General features: G+C 32.0%; 16 protein-coding genes and 1 tRNA gene. 7 read left to right on the top strand and 10 right to left on the bottom strand.

Annotated elements, in window-relative coordinates:
• The 5 genes from lpxA to ACXJH6_RS08890 all read left to right on the top strand — a co-directional run.
• A partial coding sequence (gene lpxA / locus ACXJH6_RS08910; RefSeq protein WP_456471405.1) for an acyl-ACP--UDP-N-acetylglucosamine O-acyltransferase occupies nucleotides 1-522 on the top strand: 522 nt, incomplete at its 5' end.
• Nucleotides 506-1,723: an ATP-dependent Clp protease ATP-binding subunit ClpX gene (gene clpX, locus ACXJH6_RS08905; RefSeq protein ID WP_456471404.1), complete on the top strand. Its 1,218-nt coding sequence runs from the start codon at nucleotides 506-508 to the stop codon at nucleotides 1,721-1,723. The genes lpxA and clpX, both read left to right, overlap by 17 nt.
• On the top strand, nucleotides 1,713-2,738 hold the full coding sequence (locus ACXJH6_RS08900; RefSeq protein WP_456471403.1) for a rod shape-determining protein: 1,026 nt from the start codon (nucleotides 1,713-1,715) through the stop codon (nucleotides 2,736-2,738). The genes clpX and ACXJH6_RS08900 overlap by 11 nt, the downstream gene beginning before the upstream one ends.
• Nucleotides 2,731-3,483 (top strand): rod shape-determining protein MreC, encoded by a 753-nt coding sequence (locus ACXJH6_RS08895; protein ID WP_456471402.1) that lies wholly within the window; start codon nucleotides 2,731-2,733, stop codon nucleotides 3,481-3,483. Before ACXJH6_RS08900 ends, ACXJH6_RS08895 begins: the two co-directional genes overlap by 8 nt.
• A 9-nt stretch (nucleotides 3,484-3,492) precedes the next feature.
• Nucleotides 3,493-4,041, top strand: a complete 549-nt coding sequence (locus tag ACXJH6_RS08890; protein ID WP_456471401.1) for a hypothetical protein — start codon at nucleotides 3,493-3,495, stop codon at nucleotides 4,039-4,041.
• Here the strand turns inward: ACXJH6_RS08890 and ACXJH6_RS08885 are convergent.
• Nucleotides 4,038-4,733: a DUF3108 domain-containing protein gene (locus tag ACXJH6_RS08885; RefSeq protein WP_456471400.1), complete on the bottom strand. Its 696-nt coding sequence runs from the start codon at nucleotides 4,731-4,733 to the stop codon at nucleotides 4,038-4,040. The two genes, ACXJH6_RS08890 and ACXJH6_RS08885, sit on opposite strands and share 4 nt — an antisense overlap.
• A gap of 36 nt (nucleotides 4,734-4,769) precedes the next feature.
• Here ACXJH6_RS08885 and ACXJH6_RS08880 point away from each other — a divergent pair, with 36 nt between their 5' ends.
• Complete coding sequence (locus ACXJH6_RS08880; RefSeq protein ID WP_456471399.1) at nucleotides 4,770-5,687, top strand: D-2-hydroxyacid dehydrogenase; 918 nt, start codon at nucleotides 4,770-4,772, stop codon at nucleotides 5,685-5,687.
• Here ACXJH6_RS08880 and ACXJH6_RS08875 read toward each other — a convergent pair.
• From ACXJH6_RS08875 to secG, 8 genes are read right to left on the bottom strand one after another with little or no spacing between them, the layout of a single operon-like run.
• Nucleotides 5,684-6,376, bottom strand: coding sequence for a glucosaminidase domain-containing protein (locus ACXJH6_RS08875; RefSeq protein WP_456471398.1), 693 nt, complete (start codon nucleotides 6,374-6,376; stop codon nucleotides 5,684-5,686). The genes ACXJH6_RS08880 and ACXJH6_RS08875 overlap by 4 nt on opposite strands.
• A gap of 8 nt (nucleotides 6,377-6,384) precedes the next feature.
• A complete protein-coding gene (gene rnhB / locus ACXJH6_RS08870; RefSeq protein WP_456471407.1) occupies nucleotides 6,385-6,960 on the bottom strand; it encodes a ribonuclease HII in 576 nt (191 codons plus the stop codon).
• A complete protein-coding gene (locus ACXJH6_RS08865; RefSeq protein WP_456471397.1) occupies nucleotides 6,942-7,907 on the bottom strand; it encodes an AAA family ATPase in 966 nt (321 codons plus the stop codon). Before ACXJH6_RS08865 ends, rnhB begins: the two co-directional genes overlap by 19 nt.
• A 29-nt stretch (nucleotides 7,908-7,936) precedes the next feature.
• Nucleotides 7,937-8,962, bottom strand: a complete 1,026-nt coding sequence (locus ACXJH6_RS08860; protein WP_456471406.1) for an MFS transporter — start codon at nucleotides 8,960-8,962, stop codon at nucleotides 7,937-7,939.
• Between the two features lie 39 nt (nucleotides 8,963-9,001).
• Nucleotides 9,002-9,616: an orotate phosphoribosyltransferase gene (gene pyrE / locus ACXJH6_RS08855; protein ID WP_456471396.1), complete on the bottom strand. Its 615-nt coding sequence runs from the start codon at nucleotides 9,614-9,616 to the stop codon at nucleotides 9,002-9,004.
• 24 nt (nucleotides 9,617-9,640) lie between these two features.
• Nucleotides 9,641-10,195: a ribosome recycling factor gene (gene frr, locus ACXJH6_RS08850; RefSeq protein ID WP_456471395.1), complete on the bottom strand. Its 555-nt coding sequence runs from the start codon at nucleotides 10,193-10,195 to the stop codon at nucleotides 9,641-9,643.
• 1 nt (nucleotide 10,196) lies between these two features.
• A complete protein-coding gene (locus ACXJH6_RS08845) occupies nucleotides 10,197-11,126 on the bottom strand; it encodes a polysaccharide deacetylase family protein (RefSeq protein ID WP_456471394.1) in 930 nt (309 codons plus the stop codon).
• On the bottom strand, nucleotides 11,123-11,437 hold the full coding sequence (gene secG / locus ACXJH6_RS08840) for a preprotein translocase subunit SecG (RefSeq protein WP_456471393.1): 315 nt from the start codon (nucleotides 11,435-11,437) through the stop codon (nucleotides 11,123-11,125). The genes ACXJH6_RS08845 and secG overlap by 4 nt, the downstream gene beginning before the upstream one ends.
• Before the next feature lie 65 nt (nucleotides 11,438-11,502).
• Between secG and ACXJH6_RS08835 the strand changes: the two genes are divergently transcribed.
• Entirely contained in the window at nucleotides 11,503-12,144 is a 642-nt protein-coding gene (locus ACXJH6_RS08835) for a methyltransferase domain-containing protein (RefSeq protein ID WP_456471392.1), read from the top strand.
• Between the two features lie 86 nt (nucleotides 12,145-12,230).
• On the opposite strand, the gene ACXJH6_RS08830 is transcribed toward ACXJH6_RS08835, so the two are convergent.
• A tRNA-Ala gene (locus tag ACXJH6_RS08830) sits at nucleotides 12,231-12,306 on the bottom strand.
• Nucleotides 12,307-12,327: the final 21 nt, after the last annotated feature.

Here is a 12,327-nt window from a genome sequence, read left to right as displayed (position 1 = left end):
AGGGAATTTACGCTTATAAATCCCGGAACCGAAGGCGGAGGCGGAGTTACTAAAATAGGTGACAACAATCTTTTGATGGGATATGTTCATGTAGCTCACGATGTAATTATAGGAAATAACTGTATTTTGGCAAACGCGGCGACACTTGCCGGTCATGTAGAACTTGAAGATTATGTGGTAATAGGAGGTATGACTCCTGTTCATCAGTTTGTTAAAATAGGTTCTCATGCAATGATAGGAGGAGCTAGTGCCGTAGCTCAGGATATTCCGCCTTTTACAATAGCAGAAGGTAACAGAGCAAAACTCAGGGGTCTTAATTTAACGGGTCTTAGAAGAAGATTTCAAAACAGAAGTGATATAGATGCTATAAAAAACGCTTATAAAGAGTTGTTTGAAAGAGGGAAACCTTTAAAAGAAACGGCTAAAGAGATATTTGAAACCACTGATAACGAATATGTTAAACATTTATGTAAATTTGTATTAAACTCAAAAAGGGGAATACCATATGATAGAAAAGTGTAGTTTTTGTGGAAGTGTAGAAACGGAAGAGAATCCTCTTTTAGCATCGCCTGACAATAAGGCTTTTATTTGTAAAAACTGTGTGATTCAGGCTTATGATATTATTATGGGAGCCGTTAAACAAAAGAAAAAGGAAAAAGGGGAGATTAAACTTCTGACTCCAAAAGAGATAAAAGCTCATCTTGATGAATATGTTATAGGACAAGAAAAAGCTAAAAAAATTATTTCGGTAGCTGTGTATAATCATTACAAAAGAATACTGTATGGAGATACCCAAGACGTTGAAATTCAAAAATCCAACATCCTTATGATAGGACCAACAGGAAGCGGTAAAACATTGATAGCAAGAACTCTTGCCAAGCTTCTTGACGTGCCTTTGGCTATTGCTGACGCTACATCTCTTACGGAAGCAGGGTATGTGGGAGAAGATGTTGAAAACGTTCTTTTAAAACTGATTCAGGCTGCTGACGGGGATATTAAAAGGGCTGAAAAAGGAATTGTTTTTATCGATGAGATTGACAAAATAGCAAGAAAAAGCGAAAATCCTTCAATAACAAGAGATGTCAGCGGAGAAGGTGTTCAACAGGCACTTCTTAAAATTATAGAAGGCTCTATTGTAAACGTACCGCCAGGAGGAGGAAGAAAACATCCTCATCAGGAATTTATTCAAATAGACACCACCAATATTCTTTTTATTTGCGGAGGTGCTTTTGAAGGTCTTGAAGAAATTATTCAACGAAGACTTGAAGGGGCTACTGTTGGATTTTTAGGTAAAACGAAAGAAAAACTATCAAAAGACGATATTTTCTCTTTAGTAGAACCGGAAGACCTAGTAAAATACGGACTTATTCCCGAACTTGTAGGAAGACTTCCTGTTATCGCCACTTTAAAAGAGCTTGATAAAGAGGATTTAATAAGAGTTTTAACCGAGCCTAAAGATGCTTTTATTAAGCAATATCAGGCTCTTTTTGCACTGGATGGGGTTGAGCTTGAATTTGAAAAAGAAGCCCTTGAAGCAATTGCTCAAAAAGCTATTAAAAGAGGTACGGGAGCCAGGGGTCTTAGGGCTATTTTAGAAGAGGCTATGGTTGATATTATGTTTAACCTTCCTGAATATAAAGGTTATAAGGTTATTATTACAAAAGATGTTATAGAAAATAAAGCAGAGCCTATTTTAATAAAAAAGGAAAATAATGTTAAGTAAGCTTCTTGGAATATTTAGTAACGATTTGGCAATTGACTTAGGAACGGCCAATACCCTTGTTAGCGTTAAAGGAAAGGGCATTGTAATAAACGAACCGAGCGTTGTCGCCATAAAAGAAGGAAAACATAAAAATAAGGTATTGGCTGTAGGAAAAGAAGCTAAGGATATGATAGGTAAAACTCCAAAAGATATAGTTGCCATTCGTCCTATGAAAAACGGTGTGATAGCTGATTTTAGCGTAACCGAGGAGATGATAAGATATTTTATAAGAAAAGTTCACAATAGAAAAACCCTGATACGCCCAAGAATTGTTATCTGTGTTCCTTATGGTTTAACTCAGGTAGAAAGAAAGGCCGTAAAAGAATCGGCTATGAGTGCGGGTGCTAGAGAAGTATATCTTATAGAAGAGCCTATGGCTGCGGCAATAGGTGCCGGGCTTCCTGTAAAAGACCCTCAGGGAAGCATGGTAATTGATATCGGAGGAGGTACTACGGAAATAGGGGTTATTTCTCTTGGCGGTCTTGTGGTTAGTAAATCTATAAGAGTTGCGGGAGATAAATTTGACCGTTCAATAGTTGATTATATAAACAAAAAATATAATCTTGTAATAGGGGAAAGAACGGCTGAAGAGATAAAAATAGAGATAGGAAGCGCTATTAAACTTGATAAAGAGCTTAAAATGCTGGTAAAAGGTAAAAATAGAATTTCGGGTCTTCTTGAAACTATTACAGTAACAAGCGAAGATGTAAGGGAAGCTTTAAAAGAACCGGTAAAAGAAATAGGGGAGGCTTTAAAAGATGTTTTGGAACAGACTCCTCCTGATTTGTCTGGTGATATCGTGGAAAACGGAATTGTTCTTACAGGCGGGGGAGCTCTTTTAAGAGGTCTTGATAAATATTTGAGCGAACTTGTTTCTCTTCCGGTTTATATAGCAGAAGAACCTCTTTTAGCAGTTGCTAAAGGAACTGGAAAAGCATTGGAACAAATAGAACTTTTAGCAAGTGTTGATGAATAGAATCTATTTTCTTCTTTTTGCTTTTTTGCTTCTTTTTATTTTTCAAATATCTTATGTAAAATCGCTTTTTTTAAATATGGCTCTTCCTTTGGAAGAGAAATTTGTCAATATAAAAAGTGACATAATCAAAAGAATAGAGTTTTGTAAAGAAGGATACAAAAAATTAAAAGAGCTGGAAAAACTGAATATTTATTTAAATACGGAAATCGCCAATTTAAAAATCAAATGTATGGAGTGTGAAAGATTAAAATATTTTAAAGAGCTTAATATTCCAAACTTAAGATTTGTTAAAGTGGTTTCATATGCGGCTTTACCTGATTTTACGCAAATTTATATAGATTATAATAAACCGATAATAACTCCTAAGGGTTTGGTTTACAATAATTTTGCAGCGGGTATAGCTGTGAAAAACGTTAAAAATTACTCTCTTGCATATCTTAATCAAAACCCAAAAACCAGGTATTCCGTTTTGGTGGGGAAAAATCAAATTCCGGGAATTTTTTTCGGAGGAAAAGGTATAGTAAAATATCTTAAAAAATTTGTTAAAATAAAAAAAGGGGATATCGTAATTACAAGCGGTCTTGACGGAGTGTTTTATAAGGGGGCTTTTGTGGGAAAAGTTGAAAAAATAATTCAGACAAAACTTTATCAGGAAGCTGAAATAAAACTTTTTTATAATAATTTGGCACCTGATTATTTTTATATCGTTGAAAAAAACGGTACAATAAAACAACAAAACTTTTAAGGAGAGGATATGGAACTTCAGAATATAGAAAATACGCTAAAAAAAATGGGAATGGTTCTTGAAAAAGTCGTTACTAAAGTGGATGAGCTTGATAAAAGGGTTGCAAAGCTTGAGGAAAAATTGGGAGAAGGCGAAAAAAAGTTCAGTTCTCAAGATCTAAAGACCCAGACAGCGGCTCAACCTCAACAGAGTTCAACTTCAGGGATTTCATCAGGTGGCTTTGGAAGTAGTTTTTTAGGTTCTTTAGCCGGAGCAATGGCCGGAATGGGACTTTATAACCTGCTTTTTAACCATTCGGTTACGCCTATGGAGTTTGGAAAAGAAATGGGACTTAGCGAAGATGAAATTCAACATGTTTTAGATGAGGAGCTTGATGAGATAGAAAGTAAGCTTGACGAAATAGATTCAAAACTTGAAGAGCTTGATTCTAAAATAGATGAGGTAGGCGACAGTGATGTTATGAATACCGATTATTTTGAAAGTTATGAAGAGGAAGATACGGTTGATGACGATTTTGGAGGAGGGTTTGACGACTTCGGGGGATTTGACGAAGTTTAATAAATTTTAAACTCTTCTATTTCCCCTTTTAAGTCTCCTATTTTCAAGACGTTTTTTACTTTTCCTTTTATGGTAACCCAATATTTGGGGTCTATTGAGAGATATACTATTCCTTTATCCCCGACAAATACTTTGTTATAAAGATTTCCTTTTAGGCATATGTGCTTTTTTTCGCATTGACCTAAAATATTTACGTCTATTTTTCCGTCTTTTTTTCTTCCTCCTAGAGCATAAAAGGTATATTGTTTTTGTTTATGGTTTGTGTATTTGGGCAGATTAAAATATAAGGAAAGTACGTCATCTTTTACATAATAAGGATATGTCTCGTTACTTTCAAGTTTTCCGTTAAAATATTTTATTTTGTATATTTTTTTGTTTTTATGGTTGAAAATAAAAACTTTTTTATAAATTTTATTTCCTTTTTTTCTTATGCTTATGTATTTTTTTGGAACAAGTATGCCTTTTTTTACTTCTCCCGTACTTATATAAGTTTGAATCATGTGTTTTGAAAGAGCTGCTGCTAGACCTTTTGCGGTAACTACTGTTTTTATCCTGTAAGATGTTTCGTTTTTTTCGAAAATACCTTTTGCTTTTGCTATAGTGCCTAAAAGGCCGTATTTTGCTTTATATGTGGCTTCCATTTTAAAAGCAAATGTCAAATTTATTAAAAATAATAGTAAAATTATTCTCATAAAACGCCTTTTTAATAATTATACCAAAGGAAGAAAATGAAAATAGTATTTTTAGATGCTTTAACGCTTGGCAATGTAGATTTTGAAAGATTTAAGCGTTTTGGAGATGTTGAAATATATCAAACAACTTCTAAAGACCAGACCTTAAGTAGGGTAAAAGACGCCGATATTATTGTTACAAATAAAGTGGTTATTGACAAAAATATAATGGATAATGCAAAAAAGCTAAAATTTATTCAGATTGCGGCAACTGGTATGAATAATGTTGATTTGGAGTGTGCAGCTACAAAAGGCATTTTAGTTAAAAACGTTGCCGGGTATTCTACCAATTCGGTAGTCCAACAAACATTTGCTTTGGTGCTTGGACTTTTAAACAGAGTTAGGTATTTTGATGAATATACGAGAAGCAAATATCCAAAAAGTGAAATTTTTACTCATATAGTGGATTGGTTTGAAATATCCGGTAAAAGATGGGGGATAATAGGTCTTGGTACTATAGGAAAAGAAGTTGCAAAAGTGGCGGAGGCTTTTGGTGCGGAAGTGATTTATTATTCTACCAGCGGTAAAAACGATAATCCAAAATATAACAGGGTGAGTTTGGAAGAACTTTTAAAAACAAGCGATATTATATCCATTCATGCCCCTTTAAATAAAAATACTAAAAACTTAATAGGATTTAACGAACTTATGAAAATGAAAGAGGGAGCAATTATAGTTAATCTTGGAAGAGGGGGAATTATTAATGAAAGTGACTTAGCAACAGTTTTGGAAAATAAAAATATTTTAGTCGGTCTTGATGTATTTGAAAAAGAACCTTTGGAAGAAAATAATCCTTTATTAAAATTTAAAGATAAAACTCTTTTAAGTCCTCATATAGCATGGACAAGTATAGAGGCTCGTAAAAAACTTATGGATGGAATATATGAAAATATTAAAAGTTTTGTAGAAAATTAGTTGTCGTATTTTTCCCAATTATTTGATTTTATAATTGTTTTTAATAGTTTTGTATATTCTTCTTTTTTTTGAGAATAGTTATGAAGGGTTTGAGCGGCTTTTGTTCCTCTAAACGGTTTTCCTTCTTTTTTTATTTTGTATCTGAGTTCTCTGAATTCTTTATATGCCGGATTTCTGTTAAGGTTTCTCATATATGCCGCAATGGAATCTTCAAGGGAAGGAAAAACTTTCAGGGAGTAATCGATATTAATATGCTCATAAGAACTTTTAGGTTTTAGTCCTTTGTTGGAGTATTCCCAGTGACCGAAGAGGTTATTTGCTTCTTTTACAAACCTGCTTTTTCCCCATCCGCTCTCGATTGCTGCCTGAGCTAATGCTAAAGAAGGAGGAATGGTATCTATTTTTTTTAAAAATGCTTCTTTATCCGTTATATTTTTTATTTTATAAGTTTTTGCTATTTTTGCAAGAAATTCTATTTTTTTAGGGTCTAACAAAAAATATGGGTCGTTAAAAATTTTTATGATTTTTTTTCTTAAAGATTTTATTTTTCTGTTTTCTTCCTGTATTAAAGGAAGCATAATTTCAACGAAGGCTTTTTTTTGTTTGGAAGTTTCTTTTATATTGTAATACCATGAGGGAAAAGCTCCGTAAAGATTTAAAGCCAGTAAAAATCCGATAAGTTTTTTCATACCATTCCTTAAAAAAGAGTTGGCTCCAAGGCTTTTAATCTGTAACTTTTTCTATGAATTTCACAATAACCGAATTTTTTGATAAGTTCTATATGCTCTTTTGTAATATATCCTTTATGTTTTTTAAAATTATATTGAGGGTATATTTTATCAGCTTTTTTCATAAATCTGTCTCTGCTGACTTTTGCCAAAATACTCGCAGCGCTTATTTCTTTTATTTTAGAATCTCCTTTTATTACTGTTTCTATTCCATCTACTCCAAAACTTGAATTTCCGTCAAAGAGGTATTTGTCCGCTTTTAAAGTGTTTTTTATTTCTTTTAATGCATAATTTATGGCAAATGAGAGACCTTTTTTATCAATTGTTTTGTTATCCACAAATACTATATGGTATTTGCAGGTTTGTTTAATGATTTCAAAAAGCTTCTCCCTTTTTTTCTCACTGAGCCTTTTTGAGTCATCAAGCATATTTAAATAATTTTCAATTTTCAATTCTCCATTCTCAATTTGAAATATGCATCCCGCTACTACTAAGGGACCGGCTATAGGACCTCTTCCGGCTTCATCTATTCCGCAAATCTCCATCTCCAAAATGGTATCACCTCCACTTCAAAATTTTTATTTTCTATTTCAAATTCATTTGATATTGTTATGATGTCCACTTTTTTTACATTTGTTACTTTTTTTAGTTTCTCCTTAGCCACTTCTTCATCCGCAAAAGGTAAAACCAGTATTCCCCTTTCTTCTTCAGGCAGATAAAAAGTGAGGGTATCTTTATAATAAACTTCTTTTTTATTTAATTCTAAGAATATGATATTTTCAAATGTATATTGAATATTTTTTCTGTTTGTTAAAATATTTTTAAAAGCAAAATTATACGAATAAAATTTTTTTGGCGATTTTGGTGATTCGAATTTATTTACTTCATATATGATTCTATTTTCCAAAAGTTCGTTTGTTATTTTATAAAAGTTGTCTTTGCTTAATTTCATCTCTTTTTTCAGTATTTGATAGATTTGATAAAGAGTAAATTTTTCTCCTATATGTGAAAAAAAGAAAGCAAGTATTTTTTTGTTAAAAGGCAAAAGCTCAAATGTTTCTTTTAAATATTCGTCTCTGTAATATTCTTCGGTAAAAATTCTCGGAAAATTACCAAGACGTAAAAACTTGTCAAAACACTGGTTTATATTTGTTGTATTTTCAAATGAGAAAAATTCTTCAAAATCCAAGCCTTTTAGTTCTATTTTATGAAAACCTTCTATTTCTATATTTTTTTGGGATATTATAAAAGTTGTTATTGGAGGAATAGGTACCGAAAAATCAAAATTATCATATATTACTAAATCTATTTCTTCAAAATCAAAATTTTTTTCTCTGTAATCTTCAAAATCTATATATTTATATTTTCCTTTAAAATTTTTTAAAAAATTAAAGACTAAAAAAGTTTTACCTACTCTTTTAGGACCTGTAATAAGAGTGTTTTTTAATTCTAGTTTGGCTTTTCTTTCAAAAATTTTTTTTGGTATGGTCAATCATATCCTTTTGATTTTGCTTTAAAGTATTATAACATAACCAAAAATCCAAGCAAGGCAATTATACTTTCATATAAAAACAGATTTTCTCCGTATAACCATCCTGAGACTATACTTCCAAGAAATGCCGCAAGCCCGTAACCTATACCCGCATAAAACTGCTGGGCTAAAGTTTTATTTTCATATTTTTGGGAAAGATATAAAAGTGCCGAAGTATGAAATATGGCAAAAGAAAAAGCATGAATTATTTGAGAAAGAGCTGTCAAAAAAAGGTTTCCGGCAAACATATATACCATAAACCATCTTAGAGATGTTAAAAGAATAGATATTTTAATCCATTTAATCGGTTTTAATTTTTTTAAGAATTTATGTCCTATAATAAACACTAAAATTTCGGCAGTTACGCCTATAGCCCAAAGCCAGCCTATATATTCTTTTGAAATTCCATGCTGAAGGTTATAAATTGTGAAAAAATTATAAAATCCTCCAAAACTTATCTGAATTAATACAACTCCCGCCCAGAATTTCCATTCTTTGAGTAAATTAATTGGTTTATAATTTTTTTTAATTGTTTTGTTTTCTAAAAAAGTAAAAGCCGTTAAGTTTGTTAAAATCATAAGAATAATAAAAAGCCATATTAGATTTCCGTTTATATAGGAAAAAACTATTCCAAAAAGCATAAATCCGATACTTCCGAATACTCTAGAGAGTCCGTATTTTTCCTGTAATTTTTCTATAGCTATAGCCTCTATATAGGGAAATACCACGGCAAATGAAGCTCCTATAATAAAAAAAGAGAATAAAATTAGATAAAAATTATTGCTTAGAAGTAAAAAAGAAGCAAAAGATGATAAAAAAAGAGCAGAAATATAATCTTTTTTGGTAAGAGGTTTTTTGAGATATATAAAAGGTACTAAAAATCTAGCAATAGGCATCATAGCAAATATAATGCCTATTTTATAAGGTTCAAATCCCACTTCTTTAAAATATTTGGGCAAAAAAATAACATAATTTCCTATTAATGTAAAAAAAAGAAAATAATATAAACTAAGTATTATAAAAAATCTGTTTTTTAAAATTGTTACGTCTATTTTTTAATTTCCTCTGCTTCCTGGTTTAATCGGAGCGCATGCTCCCATTTTGCATAAAGGACAGTTTTCTGGCTCATAAGCTTCAAACTCAAAATCTTCAAGAGCAAAAAAAGGTTTGTCATTTGGAAGTTTACATTCCGGTTTTCTTTCGTTTTTACCGTTTACCCTTTTGCAGATTCCTCTGTTGGCTATTGCGGCAAACCCTACTACCTCACCGCCTCTTTTTTCAATTTCCCTTGCGGCTTCCATGGCGCTGCCGCCTGTTGTAATAATATCTTCACAAATCAGTACCTTTTCACCTTCTTTTACTTCAAAACCTCTTCTTAAAGTCATGTCCCCATTTACTCTTTCAGTAAAAATAAATCTGACCCCAAGAGCACGGGCTAGTTCGTATCCTGCAAGAAGACCTCCGATTGCGGGAGAGCATACGGTATCCACTTTTAATCCCGCTTCAATAATCTGTTTTGCAAGTTCGCGGGCCAGTTTTTCCGCAACCTCAGGATATTCAAGTACTCTTGCACTTTGTAAATAATATTCGCTGTGTTTTCCGCTGCTTAGTAAAAAATGACCCTTTAAAAGGGCTCCGTGTTTTTCATATATTTCTTTTACATTTTCCATTTTTCATTTTCCATTGTTTAATTTTTAGACTTTCATAACGTCGTCTATTTTTTTATTTACTATTTCGTCAACTTTTGCCACATAACTGTCGGTAATTTCCTGGACTTTATCAAGTCCTCTTTTTTGGTCGTCTTCTGTGATTTCTTTGTTTTTGAACATTTTTTTTATTTCGTCGTTTGCTTCTCTTCTTATGTTTCTTATTGCTATTTTTGCTTTTTCCCCGAATTCTTTTGCTTTTTTAGCCTGTTTTTTTCTCTCTTCTTCCGTCATAGGAGGAAAGTATAGTTTTATTGTATCTCCGTCGTTGTTAGGATTTGCTCCGACGTTTGCTTCTTGAATAGCTCTTTCTATATCGTTAATAATTCCTTTATCCCATGGACTTACCACGATTGTCGTAGCATCTACGGCGTTAATGTTTGCCACCTGATTTAGAGGTGTCGGTGCTCCGTAATATTCAACTTTTACTCCGTCAAGAACATGAATTGATACTCTACCGGTTCTTAATGTATTTAGGTCTTTTTTAAGTACTTCTATACTTTTTTCCATATGTTCCTTGGCAAACTCAAATACTTCTTCCATTTTATTCCTCCTTTAAGATTAATTGTGAAATTATTTTATAATTATAGCTTATAATAACTCTGTTTCTGTATTTTTTTAAAGTAAACTCCGGATGTAAAACAAATTTATTGTTTATAACTTTAACTCGTTTCCATCCGAATTTTGTCATGTAAATATCTACAAAAGGAACGTTGTCTATTACTTCTCCTGAGATTTCCAATATTTTATTTTTATCTCTTTTGATTTGTAATGTTTTTAAATGAAGTCTTTTTAGTTTTAGTTTTTTTGCTATGTTTACTTTTCCGGTTAGAGCAATTCTGTCTATATTGTCAAGCGGTGTTGTTAAATCAATGGCGCCCGGGTCTTGATTGACTATATAAGGGAAGAATTTTTTTATAATTTTTTTTACTCTTTTATCGTATTCACCGTATGGGTAACTGTATATGTTAGGGACGTAACCTATGTATTTTTCAAATGCTTTTATAGCTTTTTGGGTATCTTTTTTAATTTCTTCGTTTGAAAGTTTTGCAAGGTGAGGGTGAGCCCAGCTGTGAACTCCCAACTCTCCGTATTTTGAAGCTTCTTTAACCTGTTTCCAGCTCATAAAATCCCCCCATTTTTGGGTGGTGGCTTGTGTATAGACAAAAAGGGTAAAAGGATAACCGTATTTTTTGAAAAGTGGCAGACCGTTTTTATAAAAACTTTTATAACTGTCGTCTACGGTAAATACCACGATTTTATCAATAGGTTTTTGATTTTTTATCATATTTATTAGATTTGATAGTTTTACCACTCGATAATTGTGAGATTTTAAATAATCAAAATATTTTTTAAGTTCTTTTGAAGAAGTGTTGGTATATGGGTATCTGTTATCGTCTATTCTGTGAAGAACGAAAATGTGCGCTTCGGCAAGCAGCAAAATCGGAAAAAGGAAAAAAAACAGTTTTTTCATTTAACCGGTGCTTGAGGTACGCTTGGGGTTGGAATTTTCTTTTCTATTTTTTTTACGTTTACTTCGTCAAGAGCCGATGTATTTGCTTTTTTATTGTATAAATAAACCAAAGTTAGGGTGTTTAAAACGAATAAAAGTCCTAAAAACATAGTGGCTTTTGTAAGAAAATTCATAGGCCCGCCAGCTCCGAATACCGAGTTGTTTGAACTGCTGTATGCTCCAAGTCCCATTGATTCCGAACGTTGAAGAAGAACCAATATGGTAATGGCTATTACCAAAATAATTTGAACAGTCATTAATACGCTTGTCATTTTTTATGCCTTTTTTAGATAGAATTATAACATATAATAAAAATTCGGTTTTAAAAGGTGAAATGTTGAAAAGTTTTGATAAATTTGCTCATACGTACCAAAAATATAACGTTATTCAAAAAAAAATTATAAAAAAATATCTGCCTTTTCTAAAAAAAAGAGTTGTGGATTTGGGATGCGGGAGCGAGGGGCTCTGCAAATATAAAAATTTTGATTTTTATTTGGGTATCGATTCCAGCCCGTCTATGTTAAAAAAAAATCCATGTAATACTAGACTTTTAGATTTTAATACCAAAAACTGCTTTGATGAAATAAAAAAATATGATTTTGAGCAAATCGTTTCTTTTTCGGCTCTTCAGTGGGCTAAAGATTTAAATTTTGTTTTTGAAAATATAAGGGATTTAAAAAAAGAGTTTCTTTTAGCTGTATTTACATCTTATACTTTTCATACGCTTCATAATTTTTTAGAAGTTTCGTCACCTATTCCATCAAAAGAAAAAATCTTAAAAAGTGCTGAAATTTTAAATCCTAAAATAGAAATTCTAAGATATGAAATGTATTTTAAATCACCAAAAGAGATGCTGGAATATATAAAATTTTCTGGTGTAAAAGGAGAAACCAGAGCAAATCCTGCAAGAATAAAAAAATTTTTAAAAGAATTTCCCGTTAATTTTCTTGAGTTTGAGATTATAGTTTTAAAGTCATAAAGTTTAAGCACACCTGTTATTGTTGGAGACAGATTTTTCAGTGTTTTTCTTAGATACCGAGATTACGAGGTTTTGAAGATATATGATGGTGGAGACAACGGGACTCGAACCCGTGACCCCCACGCTGCCAGCGTGGTGCTCTACCAGCTGAGCTATGTCCCCTTGATTGTAGATAAAATTTCT

It is taken from the genome of Caminibacter sp. (assembly GCF_053999135.1).
Note: the sequence above shows the minus strand (reverse complement) of the source record. Positions and strands in the feature narration are given on the sequence as shown.